This is a genomic window from Paraburkholderia ferrariae NBRC 106233 (assembly GCF_000685035.1).
GTDB lineage: Bacteria > Pseudomonadota > Gammaproteobacteria > Burkholderiales > Burkholderiaceae > Paraburkholderia > Paraburkholderia ferrariae.
This window is the reverse complement of record NZ_BAYB01000004.1, coordinates 281,451-300,909: the sequence shown is the minus strand read 5'-3', so window position 1 is coordinate 300,909 and position 19,459 is coordinate 281,451. Positions and strand designations below refer to the sequence as shown.

At 59.1% G+C, this 19,459-nt stretch carries 19 protein-coding genes and 1 pseudogene; 2 read left to right on the top strand and 18 right to left on the bottom strand.

The window, feature by feature from the left end:
* Positions 1-180 precede the first annotated feature (180 nt).
* Entirely contained in the window at positions 181-642 is a 462-nt protein-coding gene (locus BFE01S_RS37420) for a c-type cytochrome (RefSeq protein WP_311733170.1), read from the bottom strand.
* A gap of 765 nt (positions 643-1,407) precedes the next feature.
* On the opposite strand from BFE01S_RS37420, the gene BFE01S_RS43950 reads away from it, so the two are divergent.
* The gene (locus tag BFE01S_RS43950) at positions 1,408-1,767 is read left to right on the top strand and encodes a hypothetical protein (protein WP_030101858.1); all 360 of its coding nucleotides are present in this window, start codon (positions 1,408-1,410) and stop codon (positions 1,765-1,767) included.
* A 130-nt stretch (positions 1,768-1,897) separates the two neighbouring features.
* Here the strand turns inward: BFE01S_RS43950 and BFE01S_RS04945 are convergent, their stop codons facing one another.
* Together BFE01S_RS04945 and BFE01S_RS04940 are read right to left on the bottom strand one after the other, a co-directional pair.
* Entirely contained in the window at positions 1,898-2,809 is a 912-nt protein-coding gene (locus tag BFE01S_RS04945; protein ID WP_169742597.1) for a class I SAM-dependent methyltransferase, read from the bottom strand.
* 506 nt (positions 2,810-3,315) lie between these two features.
* Complete coding sequence (locus BFE01S_RS04940) at positions 3,316-3,672, bottom strand: SpoIIAA family protein (protein ID WP_028224596.1); 357 nt, start codon at positions 3,670-3,672, stop codon at positions 3,316-3,318.
* A 1,203-nt stretch (positions 3,673-4,875) separates the two neighbouring features.
* On the opposite strand from BFE01S_RS04940, the pseudogene BFE01S_RS37415 reads away from it, so the two are divergent.
* Positions 4,876-5,568, top strand: a pseudogene (locus BFE01S_RS37415) (tyrosine-type recombinase/integrase); the annotation flags it as partial.
* A 611-nt stretch (positions 5,569-6,179) separates the two neighbouring features.
* Here BFE01S_RS37415 and BFE01S_RS04925 read toward each other — a convergent pair.
* From BFE01S_RS04925 to BFE01S_RS43940, 15 genes are all read right to left on the bottom strand, one after another.
* Positions 6,180-6,950: a DUF3047 domain-containing protein gene (locus BFE01S_RS04925; RefSeq protein WP_028224595.1), complete on the bottom strand. Its 771-nt coding sequence runs from the start codon at positions 6,948-6,950 to the stop codon at positions 6,180-6,182.
* Between the two features lie 346 nt (positions 6,951-7,296).
* The gene (locus tag BFE01S_RS04920; RefSeq protein WP_028224594.1) at positions 7,297-7,599 is read right to left on the bottom strand and encodes a hypothetical protein; all 303 of its coding nucleotides are present in this window, start codon (positions 7,597-7,599) and stop codon (positions 7,297-7,299) included.
* Positions 7,600-7,747: 148 nt separating this feature from the next.
* The gene (locus BFE01S_RS37410; protein ID WP_144193915.1) at positions 7,748-7,963 is read right to left on the bottom strand and encodes a hypothetical protein; all 216 of its coding nucleotides are present in this window, start codon (positions 7,961-7,963) and stop codon (positions 7,748-7,750) included.
* Positions 7,964-8,145: 182 nt separating this feature from the next.
* On the bottom strand, positions 8,146-8,499 hold the full coding sequence (locus BFE01S_RS04915; RefSeq protein WP_035520035.1) for a DUF3579 domain-containing protein: 354 nt from the start codon (positions 8,497-8,499) through the stop codon (positions 8,146-8,148).
* A complete protein-coding gene (locus tag BFE01S_RS37405; RefSeq protein WP_042337228.1) occupies positions 8,481-10,106 on the bottom strand; it encodes a methyl-accepting chemotaxis protein in 1,626 nt (541 codons plus the stop codon). The genes BFE01S_RS04915 and BFE01S_RS37405 overlap by 19 nt, the downstream gene beginning before the upstream one ends.
* A 114-nt stretch (positions 10,107-10,220) precedes the next feature.
* Positions 10,221-11,351: a porin gene (locus BFE01S_RS04905; RefSeq protein WP_028197488.1), complete on the bottom strand. Its 1,131-nt coding sequence runs from the start codon at positions 11,349-11,351 to the stop codon at positions 10,221-10,223.
* A gap of 200 nt (positions 11,352-11,551) precedes the next feature.
* On the bottom strand, positions 11,552-12,226 hold the full coding sequence (locus tag BFE01S_RS04900) for a response regulator (protein WP_028224593.1): 675 nt from the start codon (positions 12,224-12,226) through the stop codon (positions 11,552-11,554).
* Positions 12,227-12,643: 417 nt separating this feature from the next.
* Complete coding sequence (locus tag BFE01S_RS04895; protein WP_025495996.1) at positions 12,644-13,504, bottom strand: ABC transporter permease; 861 nt, start codon at positions 13,502-13,504, stop codon at positions 12,644-12,646.
* A 39-nt stretch (positions 13,505-13,543) separates the two neighbouring features.
* Positions 13,544-14,341 (bottom strand): ABC transporter ATP-binding protein, encoded by a 798-nt coding sequence (locus BFE01S_RS04890; protein WP_028197486.1) that lies wholly within the window; start codon positions 14,339-14,341, stop codon positions 13,544-13,546.
* A 99-nt stretch (positions 14,342-14,440) separates the two neighbouring features.
* Complete coding sequence (locus BFE01S_RS04885) at positions 14,441-15,454, bottom strand: ABC transporter substrate-binding protein (protein WP_028224592.1); 1,014 nt, start codon at positions 15,452-15,454, stop codon at positions 14,441-14,443.
* Positions 15,455-16,307: 853 nt separating this feature from the next.
* Entirely contained in the window at positions 16,308-16,481 is a 174-nt protein-coding gene (locus BFE01S_RS43945; RefSeq protein ID WP_156966911.1) for a hypothetical protein, read from the bottom strand.
* A gap of 243 nt (positions 16,482-16,724) precedes the next feature.
* On the bottom strand, positions 16,725-17,027 hold the full coding sequence (locus BFE01S_RS37400) for a hypothetical protein (RefSeq protein ID WP_052420782.1): 303 nt from the start codon (positions 17,025-17,027) through the stop codon (positions 16,725-16,727).
* Between the two features lie 158 nt (positions 17,028-17,185).
* Complete coding sequence (petA, locus tag BFE01S_RS42640; RefSeq protein ID WP_051743434.1) at positions 17,186-17,815, bottom strand: ubiquinol-cytochrome c reductase iron-sulfur subunit; 630 nt, start codon at positions 17,813-17,815, stop codon at positions 17,186-17,188.
* A 293-nt stretch (positions 17,816-18,108) separates the two neighbouring features.
* The gene (gene pal / locus BFE01S_RS04865) at positions 18,109-18,627 is read right to left on the bottom strand and encodes a peptidoglycan-associated lipoprotein Pal (RefSeq protein WP_028224591.1); all 519 of its coding nucleotides are present in this window, start codon (positions 18,625-18,627) and stop codon (positions 18,109-18,111) included.
* A gap of 64 nt (positions 18,628-18,691) precedes the next feature.
* On the bottom strand, positions 18,692-18,955 hold the full coding sequence (locus BFE01S_RS43940) for a hypothetical protein (RefSeq protein WP_156966910.1): 264 nt from the start codon (positions 18,953-18,955) through the stop codon (positions 18,692-18,694).
* Between the last annotated feature and the right edge of the window lie 504 nt (positions 18,956-19,459).

The following is a 19,459-nucleotide window of genomic DNA, read 5'->3' as shown; positions in this document are numbered from 1 at the left end:
GTTTCTCCCTCTGCAGTGTCGCACCGCGTCGCACTCTTCCTTTAACGAATCGGTAGCGAAGGCGAGTCATTCAGGCATGAGTGAATCTCGCTGTGCCCTGGCAGCGTCGCATTGATCAAGATCATCTGGCCTACGGAATAGCTTGTTCAGAGTCTGCCGCCCCGCCAAGCGGGGAATATCTTATTTGGATTGCAGATAGACCGCCACGGCCCTGGCCTGTTCGTCATTCAAGGTATGCGCTACTGCGCTCATCACAGGCGCATTGCCACGCATACCGTTTTTTAAAACCTCGAACTGATGCAATAGATACTCTTTGTGTTGCCCGGCCAGCCGTGGGAATGCGCCAGCTCCCTGGGCCTCCGCGCCGTGACATGTCGCGCAAGCCGGCACGCCCTTATCCGGCAGGCCGCGTTCGAAGATTTCCTGTCCCTTGGCCGTCAAGGCGACGTCTCCAGTCGCGCCTCGCGTTGCCGGCTGGTGCGAGAAATAGCCCGCTAACGACTTGACGGCGGCGGCGTCCAGCAGGGCGGCCATGCCCGACATGTAATCGCGGGCAGTGTTTTCACCGCGCGCGTGCTCGCGGAATCCCGTCAACCGGGCTTCGATGTATTCGGGGGTCTGCCCATTGAGTTTCGGAAACATCGGCGATTCGCTACGCCCCCCCTACACCGTGGCAGCCGGAACAAATCTGCATGGCAATGCGGACACCACCCTCACTTTGTGCGAGGGCTGGCGTCAAGGTGAGGCCAGCGGCGGCAAGCAACGCAATCACGGGCATTCGTGGACCGAGGATCATTTTGTCAGCGTTGTCTTCAAGTCGAACGGATGGAAGATGTCAACTCGTCCGGGGCAGAATAGGATATTTTTGAACTCAACGCGAACGGAAAGTTGAAGGCCGATGTGTTGTGCCACACATGCGACCGGTGCGGGTACGCTGCGACAAGCAGCGGGCGCCTCAGTGGCGAATCCCGAGTGTCTCGATCACGATCGGGCCTGCGCGTGAAGCGCTTTGGCATGGCACTTCCCGCCAAACGGGCTCAGCTTGTTCGCTTTCGCGGCACACCACCTAGCAGTTTTCTTGCGTGCCGAGAACGTAGCTGGTTCCGGAGCCTACGCCATGGCCGTGGGCTGCGGCCAGAGTGCACTGATATGCCCCTTTTTTTGTGCGTTACAGAATGGCACCAACCAGTATTCCTTCTTGATGCGCCTGAGGTTGTCGTGGATACTCCACCGAAGGTGGCCTGTTAGGAATACTTCAGGTTTCCCTAAGGTACGTTCTGTAGAGTGGAAACCGGTCGTGAGACTATTAGGACTTATTCTGAGAATCAACGCCAAACGGCTTGGTTAAGTTGTGCGAGTGTTCGAACCGAAATGAGAACGATACCGAAGTTCAATTCGGAAAGGTGGATGCCTGGCCTGAAGGCGCCAGAGACCGTGCGTGCTTTTCGTGCGCATCTGATAGCGGCGTCTGTAGCGGCGATGTCTATTCAGTTGGTTGCGCTCGCAACCATTTTTTTGGCCGGAGTGCCAGAGCATTTGTTCGAGACAACCATGTTTCGACTCTCGGCTGCAGCGTTGGTGCTAGGTATGATGGGCGCAATAAGGTGCGTCGCGTGGGTCGCCTTCGTGGCTGCCATCGGTCGCAACGATGCGAAATTTCTTGATGCTCGGCATAGTCTCGTATCGGTTTCGGCAACTTGTCCGCGGCGCCATCTGGTTATTCTTCACGCTCGATTCGCCGGATTCGCGGAAGAAATATTTAGTTAGTCAGTTCGCAGAGTATCCGCCGAACCGCCTGTTTCGCGTACTCTTTTCGATTTTTGCCAGCCGCAATCATTGCTGACGAAAACGGGCGACGCATCATCGAAACGGAGCGGACTTGGGGCCGTTTGTCCAACTACCCACGCGGCTTTACTGCGGTGACGTAGGAAATTCGTGATGCAGACAGCTGTCGGCCACTCTCGACCAATGGTCGCAACCTCGATACGAAGAGTTGCCGCTCCTCCGCAGTGAACCTGTCCTCAAGAATACTCCTAAGTGTTGGAGCCAATGGATGAGGCGAGTTGTTAACAAATACTTCCCACGAAGGCGCGTTGGCCGGTAAAACATCTATATGTAACTCAAGATGGATTTCGGTGAAGCCCGCGTCCATCGCAAAACGGATGAGATCCCGTTCGCCGTAGTTGGTAATGGGAAGTTGACGAGCTTTTTCTTCCGTGTCTGGGAATTGCGCAGACCTCCAGCGGAGCATCAACGGAAAGAATGGATCGTCAGACGCGGGGCCGAGTCCGTCGACCAGTTTCCTTAGCGCGCACACCTCGAACGCTTCATCGCGGAGAACGGGCTCGGCAATCGAGATGCGTCCACCCGGTTTGAGGATCCGGTAGAACTCTCGCATCGCGGCAACTTTGTCGGCAACATAGGCTAGGACCGCGCGCGTCGCCACGGCATCAACCGACGCATCGTCGATTTCGGCGAGCGAATCTGCAGAGCAATTAAAAAACTGACATTGTTGTCGAATGCCGCGTTGATTCGCGAGCATTTCCGCGTAACGCAACATCGGCCTGGAAACATCAGTCATTAGCACGTTTAGCGATGGGCCAATGCGCTCGATTGCACGGAAACCAACCAGACCGTCTCCGGTGCCTATGTCCGCAAGCGTCATACCTTCGCTTAATCCTGCAGCGTCAAGGACACGATCCGCGTATCGCGTGACATCAGCGCGAATAGTTTTCTCATGCCCGGCGTCACCGCCGTGGCGGTGATTTAAAAGCCATTCTGACCAAATGTCGGAGCTTTCGGTATTCACTGAACGATTCTCAACCTGCTTAAACATCCGATTCGACGTTTCGCGTCCGTTGCCCGTCTGCTGGGAGTGGCGGACATGGTATCGGGGATACCTTATGGATGCCTTAAGCACGCAACACGCCCAGACATGTTTCTTGCTCGGCATCATTGCCGACGGGGCGCAACCGGCTATCTAGCAGATCCGACAACATGAGACGCCCCAGGTTACGCTGAAGTCGCGCAGATCCGGGTGTGATCGACCGTTATTCATCATGGTTCGGACTTCCGAAGAGGCCCACCGAAGGACTGTAAAGGGTCGAACTGGAACGCCCAAAGTCACTTGGCCAGGTTTTCAAGCGCGGCGATAGTTCAGGGGGAATGACAGGCGCACGGCCTGTCGGATATGGATTGCTACCATTGCTGTAGCAAATCTGTAGCGCACAAAACTCCCCATCTTAAAGCCTCGCCCGACTACCACTCCGTCCCGGCTCGCGCGCGCTCATTTCGACGAAATTCACCGGGCGGCGCTCAGGTATTGATCCAGACGCGCGCCTGCTCCAGCTCATCGACGTGGAACGCCTTGACTTGGGCCTTCGTAAAGAACCGCGCCAGATGCATCGAGGCACGGACCCAGCTCGCATCGGCCACCACGGCGGCGCGCGTGACCTTGCGGGCCACGGAAACGCCGAGCGTTATATCGGTCCACAGCGCCGTCGGCTCGATGCCGGCGAAATGTTCGATGTGTTCGAGCACGCGGGTCTTGCCGTTCAGTTCGAGATCACCACGCATGCGCTCAATGGCTTCGCGCAGATCGTGGTCGGTGATTTTGCCTTCGACGGAAATTTCGATGACCGGGGAATCGGGCTCGGTGCGATACAGGATCATGGCAAGACCGCCTGACTAGGGAGACGTTACACGCTCAGGCGCGGCGCGGACGAGCCTGGCGTTCGATAATTTCTTCACGATACCCCATTTCACACGGCTCGGTTAGACCGGTTCAACGCCGTTTAGAGTACGCTGACGGCCCCGCCCCGTTACCATCTTCCCGCCCGTGTCGGTCATTCGAACGTCGTTACGCCCTGACAGCGGACCTGGTACTCTCTTCCAAGTAGTCGACGGCCTGCGCGAGAACATTTTTCCACGGACGGGTGAGCCCGATGCTGTTGCATCGCTGATGCGCGTGAACAGCACCATTAGCGTAGGCCAAATTAAATGTGTCACCGACGGAGTCTCGAAATGTCGGACCGATTCGCCGTTGTAGTGACACTTTTGCTTGCAATCGGAACGAAATGAAACTGTCACTTCGCATAAGTCCGTATTAACTTTGTCACTTCGCATCGCGCTTAGTGACTTTTGTCGTAACCATCTGATCTTACGGGTGATTCTCGGTGGCGACCGGGGTTGCTCGTCAACTGTAGCCGCCGCATAGGTGCCGCGATTGGGCCGCGCCATCAGCAGCTCCTGCTTAACTGCAGAGGGCCAGCGAGCAGCGTTAGATGACCGCAACTAGATATATACAGTTAGGAATGCGGCATACATTTACTCTTATCTAGCGCGATGCCCCGCGTTAGATATCATTGAACCAGGATCAGAGGGTTCTGTTCAGTGACCGAGGTATATTCATCCTGTCAGTTGGGGCGCAGGGATTGGACGAAGACTAGAGCTGAATCCCTTACGTAGCAAGGGATGCGGCCGATGTGGAGGTTCTCGCATCGTTTCGGCCATGCCCTTCTGGGACGCCGATGGCAGTACAATTCACCGCATCCTTTCGTACCAGTGGCAGCGCGGCGCGCTATGACGCCACACCGTTTCGCCACAGCCGTAGATCAGGATGACGTATCATAGAATCGCAAATAAAGAGTCCGCCCGTCAAGCTTTCCCTATGCTAGCTTTTGCGCTCCGCAACGCAGGGAAGGCGACCCAAGCGGATTCCGCAGTGACACGTTTGCGGACCGGCGGCAGTGACGATTTTCGTTCGCTCGCGCCAAGTCATTGAGCCGACACGCTTTTTTCGGGACATTGACTGACCAACGCGCGAAATGACCGTTTTATTGTCGAGGCTGTGACACTTTTAATGCTGTCTACGCCAGAGGGCGCCGCTCAAAGCCACGCATCACACGCTATCTCGACCGCGAGCTGTGGCAGGAAGTGAATGTGTATATCGACAGCCTGCCGAAAGACACTCCGCGCGAGCGGGAGCGCTAACTTCGTGCACGGTGGCTGTTCACGCTGTTCTATCTCGGTGGCCTGCGCATCTCCGAGGTCGGAGGCAACACGATGGGCTGCTTCTTCTGCCGACGCGATGCCGACGGTCACGAGCGCTGGTGGCTTGAAGTGCTGGGCAAGGGCGACAAGGAGGGGTTGGTACCCGCCTCCGCGGAAATGATCGTGGAGCTTGGGCGTTACCGGCGCGACCGCGGCCCGTCCGCCCTGCCCGCCCGGCATGAGGACACGCCGCCCGTGCTGCCGCTGGGCAAATCCATGAAGCCGCTGACCCACGCCGCGCTGCACACGATAGTCAAGGGCATCTTTGCCGGCCCGGCCGGACATCTGAGGCTGCGCGGCGACAGGTTCGCGAGACAGGCGGATCTGCTCGAACAGGCCTCCGCCCACTGGTTGCGTCACACAGCCGGTTCGCACATGGCCGACGGCGGCGCCGATCTGCGTACCGTGCGCGACAACCTGCGTCACGCGTCGCTGACAAGCACCAACCCCTACCTTCACACGCCTGACGAAGAGCGCCACCGTGAAACCGAGGAAAAGCACCGCATCGACTGGTAAGGTCTCGCCCGGACCGTTGGTGACAGGCGCCCCGATCCGGAACGTCTGGACAGGCAATTATTTACGCAGTCGCCTTGCTGTTCTAGCCGCTCCCGGACCGCCTGCGCCAATAATCTGACCTGCGTCAATGCGGCATCCATTAGACGCCGCGCTCGCTACTTCAGGGTTGATAGGTACTTGATCAACGCCAATGCCCCGAAGGCCAGGACGATGATAGCAAGGATCGATATCAATCCAATGCTGAACATTCTCCAGCCACCAATCATGGTGTCCATATTGATGCGCCTTATCGCCTCGCAGCGCTGAGTCTATGGTTCACGCTCCGTTATCGAATTTTACCTGCACGCTCTTGAGAGGAAGACCTGTCCAGGGCTGGCAAAGGGTCGAAGTGAAAACTAATCGGGCTAGGTCGGTTTGCTGGGCGGATCAGACGTTCGGATGCTCGCCTAAGACCTCGCTCGAACAACCGAACGTAGCCGAAGCACTCGCTGAGCGATGCCGTCGCAAAGCTGTCGTTGCCGCAAGGAGAATGCTTGCTTACGGCGCGAGGATTGAAAGCCAGCTACTCGTATCGTACAGATGGGCTCAGTTGGTTCGCCGCCTTTGCGTCATCAAGGCCCGGGCAGGAACTCGACGTCTCCATACCAGGCACGCGTCGTGGTAGCGGTATTATCGGTGTCGGTTAACAGCCCGTAGCCGTTGATTCGTCCTGGCGGTTCGTGAAAAACCCGTCTGTAGTCTTGCACGATATTGCGGCGTAGGCTTTGCCACTGACCCGCGTCGCCGGGTAGACCGGAGACCACGATCATCTGCACGCGGTCGGTGTGAGGGTTGGCTATGACGGTGCCTGGCGCGGCGGTGGTCGACCAGATATACATCAGCGTGGCATAGGGCAGCTCCTCGCCACCCAGGCGCCTTGCCAGATCCATCTTGGCGCGGTCGAAAAACGATAGCTTGCTTTTGTCGCCGTCAAATAAGAACACCAGTCGCGCTGGCGCGTCTTCCTTCGATCCGACGCGGTTGTCGGCCCCCTCGATCGGTCCTTCTGCTTTCCAGCGCCATGCCACTACAGGTGTGCGAGCGAGATCGATGTTGCCCTTGTGCATCAGCGCAGACGCAGAGCGGTTCGCGTCCGCCTGCAGGACGGCGGTCTGACCTTCGTGAACGAGCGTGTATTGCGTCATGGGCTTGCCGCGCACGACCGGCACGTTCTTCCAGCCTGATGGCAGTGGTGCGCCGGGCTCGATCGCGGAAAAGGCAATACCCGGCTTTTCGTCCTGAGCGCGCAGAGATGGCGACAACAGAAGGAGCGCGATGCACACGGCACTGCAGACTGGCCGGACTGTTCGTTTCTGCGCGCGATGGATCGAGGGAGGATGCATGGCTGGTCGTATTGGTCATTTGGCTAGCAATCATTGTAGTCGGCTCAGCTGACGGCATTTTAGCGGGAGCTCTAACACCGACGCTTACATCCTGTGAAGCGGAACTCCGGGCCGTCAATCTCAAGCATAAGACCGACTCCCACCTACCCGCGAGCAATGGCGCAACTACTGCGGTAATCGTTAGGTTGATGCGAAACCTGGAGGTAGCCAGACGCAGAGCCGCTTGCAGCAAGGCCCGGCGGCTGTGCGACTCGTGCGCAATAGAAGGTTGCGCAAGCTATTGATCAATATCGATCTGTCGAAACCACCCGCCAGATTCGCACGGAAATTACGACAGCCCCGATGCTCAGTTGACAAGCACACACCTCACGACAGGCGCCGTGTAGGGGGACGGGTATACCGATTTGGGGCCGCTCAACACGCGCAGGCGCTGAGTGGCTAGCACCTCAGCCTTGCGCTGATCGCTCAGGTCCAGCGTACTGCTTGAGACGCGCGCGGCATCCGCAGGCTCATTCACGGCACACCGCGCCGTTTTACCGTCGGGCAGACGTACGGTTGTCTCGTACGTGTAGTCGGGCTGCGGGGCCGTGCAGGCAGTGCCGAAGACAGTCACTGCAACCAGCACGATAAGCTTTGCGGGATCATCCACTTTACTCTCCCCGAAAAACTACATGATCGTTTGACCCGTTCGCGCCCGGGCTGTTCGGGCCGTTTGGGAAAAGGCCGTTCTACAAGGGGGAGATCAGGCTGATCGCCAACTCCTGTCACAAGCGCCAGGGTTATATCGACGCACCGAACTAATCGGAAACATTGAAGCCGATGTCAATAATCAGATCGCAAATGACCGTGACGCGGTGACGACGGGCAGCGACAAGAGAATTGCCAGAACAAATCCGCTCTATCTCCGGGAACCGCACGTCGGTATCGAGCACCACGTTGCTCCAGGCGCTGTGCGTAACATCCAATGAATTGACCGGGTCCGCAACCGCATCATGTCCGGTGAGAACGAGCAAAAAACTGCACGTGAGGAAACTGGTGCAAACGCGCCACATTGCCGTTGAGGGCCCATGGCGTAACTCTGTGCCTCTGGCACGACTATGAGTTGGCCCTCAAGTTGCCACGGCAGGTCGCGCCGCGGCCGGTTCGACCGATTGCCCGTCCCACGCGGGCCCGCGTCGCACCGGTACGGCGCGAATCAGACGACCGGAGACGGACCCAGCCGGGCAGCCCGATCGCCGGGCGAGAAACAAACCTCAACCGGCAGATCATTGTCTTCGGCAAACCTGACAACGAAGTCAAAGGCTTCCGGACACACGCTCCAAAGTTCGCCAGACACGATCAGGCATTTCACGCCAGCGTCGACGACAGGCATGGCGAGGCGCGTCGCGGCAACATGAATGCCGGGCCGACGCTCCCCGACGAACAGGATGATGACACCCATCAGACGCTCGGCCCAATCACCCGGCCGGAAGACTGTCCGGTGGTGTGTGAGGCCACTGATCAGGTAGTGTGCGCTGCTGTCGGCTATCGTCATGCGTTGACGGTCAATGGTTCGGACGCCATCCAGTTCTGCTCGCCAGGTTCCACGGCGGGAGATCGGTCTGTTTCAGCCAGCCGGAACACGGCCACCGCATGGTCGAGCGCGCGGGCCTGTTCTTCGAGCGCCGCCGCCGCCGCCGCGGCCTGCTCAACCAGCGCGGCGTTCCGCTGGGTCGCGTTATCCATCTGCGTCACGGCGCGATTGATCTGATCGATGCCGCGCGACTGTTCTTCCGAGGCCACGCTGATTTCGCTGACGATGGCGGTAACGTTGCGGGCCGCTACGACGATTTCGGTCATCGTGTCGCCAGCGCGAGCTGCCAGGTCGGCACCGTTCCTCACTTTCGCAACCGAATCGCCGATCAGTTCCCTGATTTCCTTTGCTGCAGCGGCCGAACGTTGCGCGAGCGCGCGGACCTCGCCCGCGACCACCGCGAATCCGCGCCCTTCCTCGCCGGCACGCGCCGCTTCAACGGCTGCATTCAGCGCGAGGATGTTGGTCTGGAACGCGATACCCTCGATCGCGCCAATGATATCGACAATCCGGTTTGAACTCGATGACATGTCCGCGATCACATCGACAACCTGACCGACAACCTTGCCCCCGCGTGCCGCGACTTCCGACGCATTTTCTGCGAGCGCGCTGGCCTGCCGCGCGTTGTCGGCGTTCTGCCGGACGGTCGCAGTCAGCTCTTCCATGCTCGACGCGGTCTCCTCCAAAGTCGCCGCCTGCTGCTCGGTACGTGTCGACAGATCGCCATTGCCACTCGCGATTTCGCGCGCGCCGTGTGTGATCGCCGCCGTCCCGTGCCGCACCTGCCCCACGGCCGCAGCAAGCCCCGTCTGCATTCGCGCAAGCGCAGCCATCAGCCGGCCCATCTCGTTGGCGCGCAGCTTATCGATCGCGCTTGTCAGATCTCCCGCCGCGATACGTTCGAAATGACGAATCACCTGATCAATGGGCCGTACGATCGATGCCATCAACGCGAAACGCGCGAACACGCCCAGCACGATCGCAGCAGTCCCGATCGCGCCGAAGAGCCAGAGCAGCATATGGAAATGCTGTTCCGCTGATGCGAAACTCGCCTTTTGCTGCTCTGCCTGAAAATCCTCCAGCGCAAGCTCGGCGCTCCGGTAGTCACTGAAAAGGGTGTCTGGTGCCTGACGCTGCGTCGTACGAAAAGACATGAAATCGTTCTGGTCAAGCGCCGCAATTTCAGGCGCAAGTGCCTGCTTCATCAATTGCTCGCGCTTCGCCCGCAGCGCGTCGGCCAGCTTCCTCTCGACCTCATTCGAAGGCGGTTGTGCCGAATAAGCAGCCAGTTCCCGGTCGCTGCCCGTCTGCTCCGCGTGCACCCTGGCGAGCACCGCATCAGTCGGTTTTCCCTGTGCGACGAGTGTTTCGAACGCGCCGAGATCGACTCGCACCTGCAGAAGCGCATCGCTGCTGGCGGTCAGGTGTCGCAGCGCTGCCGTTTCCTCTCGATACATCCTGTCGAGCGCCGTGTTGGCCGCTTTGAGTCCCGCGATCGACGTTACGATCACGAGCATTAGCGCTGCTGTATAACCGGCGATGGTGATGGTCAGCGCGACCCGGATAGTGGTATTTCTGAACATGGCTGCCTTCCTCGACCCGCTGAGCAGAAAAAAAAGCGGCAGGCGGATACATCCGCCGCCGCAAAATGGAGGAAATCGATCGAAAAGATCTACTGCGAGGAGCTGATGCCAGGATCAGAAGCGGGTGCGGATACCCGTGGCCACTTCGATCTGGTTGTTGTGGCCGAACGTGGTCGACACCGTGTAGCCGCCATGCAGTTTCATGTAGTCGGCGGCCAGGTACACCTCTGTGCGCTTCGAGAGGTGGTAGAAAGCTGACGCGTAGACCGTCTCCTTGTAGCCGTTGTGAACCGTCGTGGCCGTCGTGTCGAATGCGCCGGAGTTGGCATTCGGGATGTCGCCGTCGCTGTTGTAGGCGGCGTTCTTCACATGCATCTGCTGATAGCCGAGTTCATAGTCGAACGGACCCTTTGGTGCGAGCTTGAACGACACCGTCCACGCATTGTCCTCCCGATCCGGCAGCGAGCCCTGCTTGCCCGTGTAATGGAAGTAGCCGGCGTTGACACGGCCGATGCCGAAACGATAGTCGCCCCCCACCGAGTACGTCTGATCGGTAAAGCCGCCATTGTTCGTGTGGCTGTAGAAGCCACCGATTGAGGCCGGCCCAACGTTCCAGCCGAGCACGGCCTGATAGCCCGAGCCGTTGGCGAACTGCGTTGAGTTGCTGAACTGATAGCCAGCGGCCGCATAGATGCCGTTGCTGAAGAGCTTGCGCCACTGGATGCCGTTCTCGGAACGCGTGCCGGTCGGGCCAGCCGCGTAGAACACCAGTTGCTTGAAGTTGTTGGAATTGGTGTAAGCGCCTTCGTTCGTCGAGAACTTCGCGCTGACGTACGGGTCGGCGTAGAGGCCCGAGAAATCCTTCGCAACGGTGTCCTGGAAGCCGGCCGTCACCTGGCCGATCGTGGGGTTCTCGATGCCGACCCAGGAGTCACGATCGAAGAGCTGACCGGGATCTTCCATGTTGCCGTTCGCGGCGACGAATTCGCTCTCCAACTTGAAAATAATCTTATTGCCGCCACCGATGTCCTCGGCGCCGTGCACGCCCCAGCGGCTGCCGCTAAACCACGGCTCGCCGGCGTGGCCCATGCCAATCACGTGCTTGCCGGATGCGTCGGCATTCGTCGTGTAGGCAAGCGCGCTCAAATCGATGAGGCCATAGAGTTGCACGCTCGATTGGGCGTGCGCGCCGCTCGACGCCAAGGCGCCTGCCGCGACGGCCATGGTTAGGTACTTTTGCTTCAAGGTCATCTCCTCTGATTACTGCGTTGAAATTTTTTTCTTGTTGCCCGCTGCAACTGCGGTGCGGACATCCGGACATCCGGATGACAGTTCCCTTCAGTCAATGAGCGCTATCCTAGTGAGCTCAATCCTTCAGGCAGCTTTCCCGTATCATTCGCACAACTAAGTGTATTTGCTGATATACGGTGCTGATTTGGCACCCGCTACACCGCGTCCCTGCTGCGCAAAATGTATCCAAGCCCACGCAGTGTCACGATCTGCGCGCTCGACAGGGCCAGGTGCCTGCGCAAACGGTGAATATAGATGTCAATCGCATCCGCGCTAGGCTCGTCGTCGAGACCGAACACGCTGTCCATCAGAGTTGTCTTCGAGACTGTTTTCCCCTGTCTTAGCATCAGGGCTTCGAGGATGGTGCGCTCACGAGCTCGCAACGCCAGCGGCAGGTTGTTATGACGAAAGTCACGCGTGTCGGGTATGTACTCCAGATCGCCACAAACAAGACAGCCCGACATGGCGCCTGCCTGCCTGCGGATCAGCGCCTTGATCCGCGCCACCAGTTCCCGTGCGTCGAATGGCTTGACGACATAGTCGTCGGCGCCCGCGCTAAAACAGTCGACCTTGTCGTCTGTCGAGCCATAGGCTGTCAGGATCACTACCGGCACCTTGTCGCCGCGACGGCGCAGTCGTGCCAGCACTTCCTTGCCGTCCATCCGTGGCAGCTGGATGTCCAGTAGCACCACGTCGTAGCATTGGGCCGCCAGCAGCCTATCCGCGCTTTCGCCGTCGCCGACGCAATCGATCGCGAAGTTTTCACGACGCAGCAGGTTGACAACCCAATGCGCGAGTTCCGCGTTGTCTTCCACGAGCAGCAGCTTCATCGCTTTTCCTCAATTGCGCGACGCGCGCAAGCTAACCGCGGCGAGGGCAAATACGCTCATCTTCCCTTGTGCCGGTCCGTCGCCCCAGCGTCAGGCAAGGCAAATCCGTGGACATTTGATGACCCAGGTCAGACGTGCCCGTCATCGGTCGTACCTCGAGTGATCGAATCCATGCCTGTCTCCGCAGGAATACCCGAACCGCTCACTCACCTTACGGCCAGGTCGCCGGATGACGACCCGAATGTCTTCACCACCATAGCGACCTCGCCAGGGACAGCGGGTCCTCGTCTGCGTTGGTATCGTCATCCGACGTTCACGCCGACAACAGCTAAGCGACGTGCTTCACCAGACTGGCCGTCTGCGGCATTGTGCCGGCCACGCCCCTTCGCTTTAGCAACGCCCCCCTCCTCCTGAAGCTCAGAATGCCGCCGGCCGCCACTTCAGCAGACGCTTCTCCAGCGCGGTCAGCAGATAGTCGGCCGTGAGCGCGACCACCGCGAGCACGATCATCGCCGCGAACACGCCGCTCGCATTGAATGCGCCTTGCGCTGTCGAAATCAGCAGGCCGATACCCTGCTTCGAACCGAGGAACTCGCCGACTACCGCACCGACCAGCGCGAAACCGAAGCTCACGTGCAGGCTCGCAAGGATCCATGACAGTGCCGATGGAATCACCACTGACGTGGTCAACTGACGCTTCGAGGCACCGAGGATCTGCGCATTCGCGATCATGTACCGGTCGGCCTCACGCACGCCCTGGAATGCATTGCCAAACACGACAAAGAACACCATCACGACCGCCAGCGCGACCTTTGAGGCCATGCCCAAACCAAGCGCGATCACGAACACCGATCCCAGCACCACGCGCGGAATCGAGTTGGCAATCTGGATGTAAATGCTGAACACGTCGGAGAGCAGTTTGTTGCGACCAAGCACGACGCCACAGACAATGCCACCGACCGCACCGATGAGAAAGCCGATGCCGGTTTCTTCAAGCGTGACCCAGACCTGCTGCAGCAGTGGGCCCTGCGAGGTGCCGTTGACAAACCAGTCCACGATCTGAGCGAAGATCGCCGAGGGCATCGAAAAAAAGAACGGATCGATCCACTTATGCCGTCCGCCCATTTCCCATCCACCCAGCACGACGACCAGCACCAGCACCCGCAGGGCGATGATCAGAGCATGCCGCTGGCGCAGCCTGCGTTGTGCGATTTTTTCAACAGTTGCCAGCGACGCGCTATCGAAGCCCGCCTGCAGCGCGTATTCAGGAGTTGCCATGAATGTTGTTCCGAAGTCAGGTTTATCAGGCGATCTACGTCAGGCGATCTGCACTTCTTCGCGCAGGTCATGCCAGATATCGCGCGAAATCTCGATGAAGCGCGGCTCGTAGCGAACTTCCGACGTGATCCGCGGGCGCGGCAGATCTATCTCATAGACCTTCTTCAACGTCGCGGGGCGCGCGCTCAGCACGAACACGCGATCAGCCAGCGCGATCGCTTCTTCCAGATCGTGCGTGACGAACACTACCGACCCCGAATTAGCCGACCACAACTGCAGCAGTTCGTCCTGCATCAGCGTGCGGGTCTGCATGTCGAGCGCCGAGAAGGGCTCGTCCATCAGCAGGATTTCAGGCTTGTTGATAAAGGTTTGCGCGAGCGCCACACGCTTGCGCATGCCGCCTGACAGCTGATGCGGATAATGCTTGCCGAACTTCTCGAGCCCGACGCGGCGCAGCCATTCATTGGCCTCGTCGTGCGCGGCCGATTTCGAGCGGCCGCGATAGAGTGGCCCGGCTGCCACGTTATCGAGGACCGAACGCCACGGAAACACCGCATCGGCCTGAAACACGAAGCCGATTCGCGGATCGATGCCGTCTACCGGCGCGCCCATCACGCGCACTTCGCCGGTCGTCGGCTTCAGGAGCCCGGTGATCATGCTGAGCGTGGTCGACTTGCCGCAACCGGTCGGTCCGACGATGGCGACGAACTCGCCCTTCGCAACCGCCATGCTGAAGTCGCGCAACGCGATCGTCGCCTTGCCGTCTGGAGAAATGAAACGGCACGACACCGAGCGGAACTCGATCACCGGCGCGCTCTGAGAAACAACTAGGTTCATCTGTACATCCGTGGGAATGGCCGGTACCGCAAACGCGGCACGGCAAGCGAAACGAAACCGGCTGCATCAGACACGCAGGCGCAACCGGCAGGCGCTGACTTACTTCGCGCCAACGAACTCATTGGTATAGGTTTTCCCCAACTCAATATGTTTGCCCTTGACCGACGGATTGAACGCCGACAACACCTTGAGCACGGTCGCCGGTCCATCGGCGGGCATCTTGCCGTCCGGCGTGTACATCGGCAGCGAAGCCTTCAGCGCACTCACGTAAAGCGGTTTGTCCTTCTGGTAGTCGTCGGGCATCTTTGCGGCGATTTCTTCCGCGCTATGCGTGTGGATGAACTGCATGGTGCGCACGAACGCGTGCGCGAGCTTTGCTGCTTCAGCCTTGTGCGAATCGGCCCATGCCGCCTGCACATAGAGGCTCGACGCCGGGTAGGTGCCGCCCAACGCCGCCTTCGTGCCTTCGACCGAGCGCATGTCCACGAGCACCTTCGCATCGCCAGACTTCTGCAATGCCGACACGGTCGGTTCGGTCGTCATGCCGGCGTCGATGCGACCTTGCTTGATTGCGGCGATGAAGCTGACGTCAGCGCCCACCGGCAGCATCGTGTATTCCGTCGACTGGATGCCATGCTGTCCGGCAAGGTATTGTGTAAGGAAGCTTGTTGAAGAACCGAGGCCAGTCACACCCAGCGTCTTGCCCTTCACGTCCGCCATCGACTTGACTGTGTCTGCGGCTTTAGTCGAAACCATTTCCACCTCGCCCGGCACTTGCCCGAACACGACGATCGCCTTGACGTCCTTGCCTTTGGTCTGCAGATCGATGGTGTGGTCGTAGAAACCGACGACAGCCTGAACAGCGCCGGCCAGTAGTTCGTTTTCCGCGTCAACACCGGCCGGCTGCGACAGCAGTTCGACGTCAAGCCCTTCGTCCTTAAAATAACCGAGCTGTTCGGTCAGGCGCGCTGGCAGGTAGATCAGCTTCGTGATGCCGCCGACCATGATCGTGATCTTCCCGCTGTCGGCGGCTGTCGCGTGCTGCGACGCAATACCGAACAGCAGGCTGGAAGCGACGGCGATATGGCGCAGCGAGCGAAAGCTAGGGGTCATCGATAGTCTCCATTATTGTCCGGCGCGGCGGAATGCCGCCCGTCTGCATCGATGGAGGAGATTCTAGGGGAGTGAATCCTTCTGCCGACTTACACGGGGATAGGTTTTTCATGAGGGATTTCCATGAGCGGAGTTGTCGAGCGTTGGCAATCGATGCTTCGTCAATACTCAGCGACCGGCAGACAGCTCTTACACAATTGTCTCGTCGCCCGGTTTCCTGCTGCACGAGCCATGCCTGGATTTGCTCTCGACTTCGAGGCGGCCACGCGCGAGGACACGCGGCGCAGCCACGGGTCGGCGATCCGGCATTTCGCGGGTGAACGGGCTGGCTTCCCTGGTCCGACCAGAATCACGCAAGTTCAGCAAGCGCCAATGCCATCGCGCGCGACGCGCGAACCTGCAGCACGTATATCAGTAACAAGCCGCTTGCTGTCACGCTTCTGACAGAGCTTTCGCTCTGGCGGACTCAGCAGACTTCGGCTCGTGGCATAAGGTCGATCGTTTAGTTCGTGACGAGTGTATCTTTACGTCAATCGACTGCAACCGCTTCCAAGTCAAGCCCCACTCTTGCGGCGCTCTCATATAGTCGAGAAAGTCCCGAGTTTAGTAGCCAGGTTGCAGGAACTTAAGTTCGCTTAACACCGAAGGAGTACTCACGCGGCGTTGACTGAATCAATCGCGCGGTGTTGGATGTGGATAACGTGATTTGGCAGAACGCCGCGCTCGTCGAAAGGATCGAGTCTCTCGACGGCACTGCGGCGGTGTGCCCGCTGTGCTAGGCGCGCGCCAGCGGTCACCGAAAACATGAACAAACACGCCGCGATGCCGGCGTGATCTGCGACCTGCCATCAACCTAGTGTTGACGCACGTCGCAACGTCGGTCGTGTAGGCCGGCGTCAAACGTCTGACTGTCGTGGGCGAGATGCGATGCGCTCGCCCCGATGCGTTCGATTTCGTTGCCCGCTTCGCACGCGATAACGACCTGCCGGTCCAGGCGCTCATCCAGCCGGTCGTCGAATTCGGTCATGCCCGAACCGGCCAATCCATCCAATTGGCTTTGCGCAAAGGAGGCTTACGACGGACAGGCTATCGATCGTCGGCTGCCTTCGCAGGTCATTGTGCATCGGCGTTCTGAACAGCGCGGGATGCGACGCGTTGAGCGGGCCGTCAACCTCGATTGGCCCGGTTCGCGCCGTATCCATTTCCGGGCGATGTCCCGCATCGCACCTCGTAGTCGCCTCGGGCACCGGACGGCGCGAAGCGGCCAGCCCTAGCCTGCGCTCGAGCAAATGATGGTGGGCGCGGTGTAGGGCGATGGATAGCCGGAATCGGGGCCGCTGAGGACGCGCAGGCGCTGGGTCGCGAGGACGTCCGCTTGCGTTTGCTCGCGGCGGGTGAGAGCTGCGGGCGCGGCGCCGTTCGGCAGAGGTTCGTTGACGCCGCATTTCAGCGTCTTGCCGTCGGCAAGCTGTACCGTCGTTTGGTAGGCGTAATCGGGTCGCGCAGCCATGCCGTCGGTCGACCAGAAAGTGACGACGCCGAGCAGTGCGCAGGTGAAGTGTCGAATCATCATGATGTGTTCCTCAATACTTGTCCACGTCATTTGACACCGGCCGACGCTGTTGAGATACGGCATATCCTGAAACTCTCTTTTCCAGGATATGCGTTTGTCGTAGGGCGACGCTGATCCGGCGGTGTTGGCCCCTCTCGTGATGCGACACGTGCATACGGTCAGTTACGCTTCTCCCCGCTTACAGGCGACAAAAACATATAGCGTGGTACATCCAGGTTTTGCGGCGCAGGTTTGTTCCTGAATACACGACCAGCGAGGTCGTATGTGGAACCATGACAAGGGCACAGGAAGCCACCCGGCCAGTTGTCTGGCAGATTGGCCTGTGGCCCCGGCTGAAATCGCGGTCTGGGTGTGCAGCCAAGATGCGTACAGACGCCGACGACAACGAGAAGGTTTTGATGATTCGCTCGCGAACGGTATTCATTCTTGCAGTAGTTCGGCAACGGCATCGAGAACGGATGGCGAGTGGATGGGTCTGCGACCATTGAACCAGCCTTGACCACATCTGCCAGCACTTCCTCTGTCCGGTTGACGACGAATACCGGCATACCGCGCCAGGCAACCGTCATCATCTCGCCCGGCCCCAGCGTGCTGATGTCCGCAGTAACCGGCGCACCCTCGGCCCGAGCTTTCTCCGATGGCGCGAACGAATCCACAAACGGCACGAGCGTGACCACACCGGCGATTCCCCCTGTCACCGATGTCGCAATCAACCACTTGCGGCGGCTGCCGTCCACGCCTTCTTTAGCATCTGCTTTCACGTCGCCCTCCATGCGTCCGAGGCTCATGTCTATTTGATTTTTGTTTTGCTGGGGCGTTCTGCACTCCGACCGAATCCTTTTCGATAATTTGTCCACTGTCCGCGATTTACTATTGAAGGACATTTTGTCAGAGGCGTCGACGACGGCCTCTGACAAGCTATCAAGCTATCGCACGTGTCCACTGACGCGCCGCACTTAAGCGATAGCAGAGCAATGCCGGTGCTGCACCACGAGTCGCAGACCCAATGCCGTTCTCGAAACCGCTGCCGCCGCGATCGTGCAGTATTCGCGAAGCGGTCCGACGTACCGTGCGTCGCCGCTTACTGTTGATATGCCAAATCGGCACGTCGGTTTTGCGCCCACGATGCTTCGTCGTGTCCTGTTGCGACCGGCTTTTCCTTTCCGAAACTGACCGCCTCGAGCTGCGAGTCGGGAACGCCAAACAGCATCAACTCGCGGCGGACCGCCTCGGAACGCTTCTGACCCAGTGCGAGATTGTATTCACTCGAACCTCGTTCATCGGTATTGCCCTGGATACGCACATGGCGTTGGGGATGGTTCTTCAGATATTGCGCGTGCAGCTTCAGGAGCGACTCATATTCGGGCTTGACAGTGTAGTCGTCGAAGTCGAAGTAGACACTGCGTTTGGCCAGCGGGCTGTTCGGGTCGTTCAGCGGGTCGACCCCTATCTGGGTAACGGCGTTCGGGTTCGTTTGTGCGCCGACGCCGCCACTGGTACCCGTTGCGCTGGCGCCCTCGTTGAGCTTGACGCCCGAGTGACATGCCGTCAACGCGCCGACCAGCAGAACAGTGAGCAACTTGGGAAGTTTCGACATCATTTGGTCTCTCCTTAGTGGTTTAAACACTGCCAGCAATACTCATCTTGCGATAGCCGCCCGACGGTCACCTGTCATCGTCACGCTCGTGAAGGAAAAACCGGCCACCGCGCAAATACTCAAACCACCCCTTGCCAAGCAGCTCATCACCTCGCCACGCTGGGTAATACCCTGGTCCATGGACCACGGGAGGAATGCGATATGCGACCAGCGGAAGGTCATTCTTGACTTCAGATATGTCGCTCGCAATAGATACCGTGTTGACCTCGACAGGATTGAGCATTCCGATTTCGATGCACGCTTGCGATTGAGCACTGGCAAGCGGACTCATGCATGCAGTCGAAAAAACAATCAGTAAAGCGGCTGGACGGTGTCTCATGGCTTCTTTTTCTCCAACCTGCCGACCCGGTAACGGTGCCGACTGGAAACGCATCGAGTCCCGGACGCTTTACCAATTCTGGGACAAAGCTCACACCGCCGTACCGAAGGCGGCACGGTCCTGGCATTCAATGAGGGAATAATCTCGCCACGATGCTCAGCACGCACATTGCTACCACCAGCGTTGCAATCACGACGGGGACTACGAGAACGATAACCCAGAGACTCTTAATCGCTCCAGACTCCCGACGCGTCGGACGAGCAAGTTCGCTTGGTCCGAGAATTGCCGTTGGGGCGATTCTCGGACCTCGTCGCGCGGCGGCTGATTGTGTATGATCAACTCCAATTCGACGTGCTTTCCCTGTCCCGGCTTGATGTCTCATCGGTGCCTCGCACCTCATTGTCGAATCTGCTTGGCGGCACTTTGTCGAGCGCCGTCAATCAAAAAACGAATCGT

Coding starts and splice junctions, on each gene's coding strand:
- BFE01S_RS04890 (WP_028197486.1), bottom strand. CDS start 14,341: ATGAACCTAGTTGTTTCTCAGAGCGCGCCGGTGATCGAGTTCCGCTCG.
- BFE01S_RS04940 (WP_028224596.1), bottom strand. CDS start 3,672: ATGATCCTGTATCGCACCGAGCCCGATTCCCCGGTCATCGAAATTTCC.
- BFE01S_RS43950 (WP_030101858.1), top strand. CDS start 1,408: ATGCCTGGCCTGAAGGCGCCAGAGACCGTGCGTGCTTTTCGTGCGCAT.
- BFE01S_RS37400 (WP_052420782.1), bottom strand. CDS start 17,027: ATGATGATTCGACACTTCACCTGCGCACTGCTCGGCGTCGTCACTTTC.
- BFE01S_RS37420 (WP_311733170.1), bottom strand. CDS start 642: ATGTTTCCGAAACTCAATGGGCAGACCCCCGAATACATCGAAGCCCGG.
- BFE01S_RS37405 (WP_042337228.1), bottom strand. CDS start 10,106: ATGTTCAGAAATACCACTATCCGGGTCGCGCTGACCATCACCATCGCC.
- petA (WP_051743434.1), bottom strand. CDS start 17,815: ATGAGCCTCGGACGCATGGAGGGCGACGTGAAAGCAGATGCTAAAGAA.
- BFE01S_RS04900 (WP_028224593.1), bottom strand. CDS start 12,226: ATGAAGCTGCTGCTCGTGGAAGACAACGCGGAACTCGCGCATTGGGTT.
- BFE01S_RS43940 (WP_156966910.1), bottom strand. CDS start 18,955: ATGAGTCCGCTTGCCAGTGCTCAATCGCAAGCGTGCATCGAAATCGGA.
- pal (WP_028224591.1), bottom strand. CDS start 18,627: ATGATGTCGAAACTTCCCAAGTTGCTCACTGTTCTGCTGGTCGGCGCG.
- BFE01S_RS04925 (WP_028224595.1), bottom strand. CDS start 6,950: ATGCATCCTCCCTCGATCCATCGCGCGCAGAAACGAACAGTCCGGCCA.
- BFE01S_RS43945 (WP_156966911.1), bottom strand. CDS start 16,481: ATGACCGAATTCGACGACCGGCTGGATGAGCGCCTGGACCGGCAGGTC.
- BFE01S_RS04885 (WP_028224592.1), bottom strand. CDS start 15,454: ATGACCCCTAGCTTTCGCTCGCTGCGCCATATCGCCGTCGCTTCCAGC.
- BFE01S_RS04895 (WP_025495996.1), bottom strand. CDS start 13,504: ATGGCAACTCCTGAATACGCGCTGCAGGCGGGCTTCGATAGCGCGTCG.